The following is a 253-nucleotide window of genomic DNA, read 5'->3' on the forward strand; positions in this document are numbered from 1 at the left end:
GGTACGCATGGTGCGCTTGACTCCTTCGGACGAGCGCCTGGGACAGGGGAGCAGTTGTTATGCTTCGGCATGCGGGATTTTGCTGGGGCCTTCGCCCGGGTTCAAGGGGGCAGGGGCTTAGTGGGCCGGCTTCACCCGATGGAAGGCCTTGAGCAGCGCCAGGTCATAGAAGATCTTCAGCACGCCGCACGCCACCAGCGGCGCGGAGAGCCACCCGGCGGCGAACAAGGCACCGCCCAGGGAGGGGCTCAGC

Annotated in this window: 1 pseudogene; it reads right to left on the reverse strand. The window is 66.8% G+C overall.

Annotated features, from left to right (window positions below):
* Nucleotides 1-117: 117 nt before the first annotated feature.
* Nucleotides 118-253 (reverse strand): annotated as a pseudogene (locus tag ACTFO6_RS19210) (MFS transporter); the annotation flags it as partial.

It is taken from the genome of Pelomicrobium sp. G1 (assembly GCF_051905455.1).
Lineage (GTDB): Bacteria > Pseudomonadota > Gammaproteobacteria > Burkholderiales > UBA6910 > Pelomicrobium.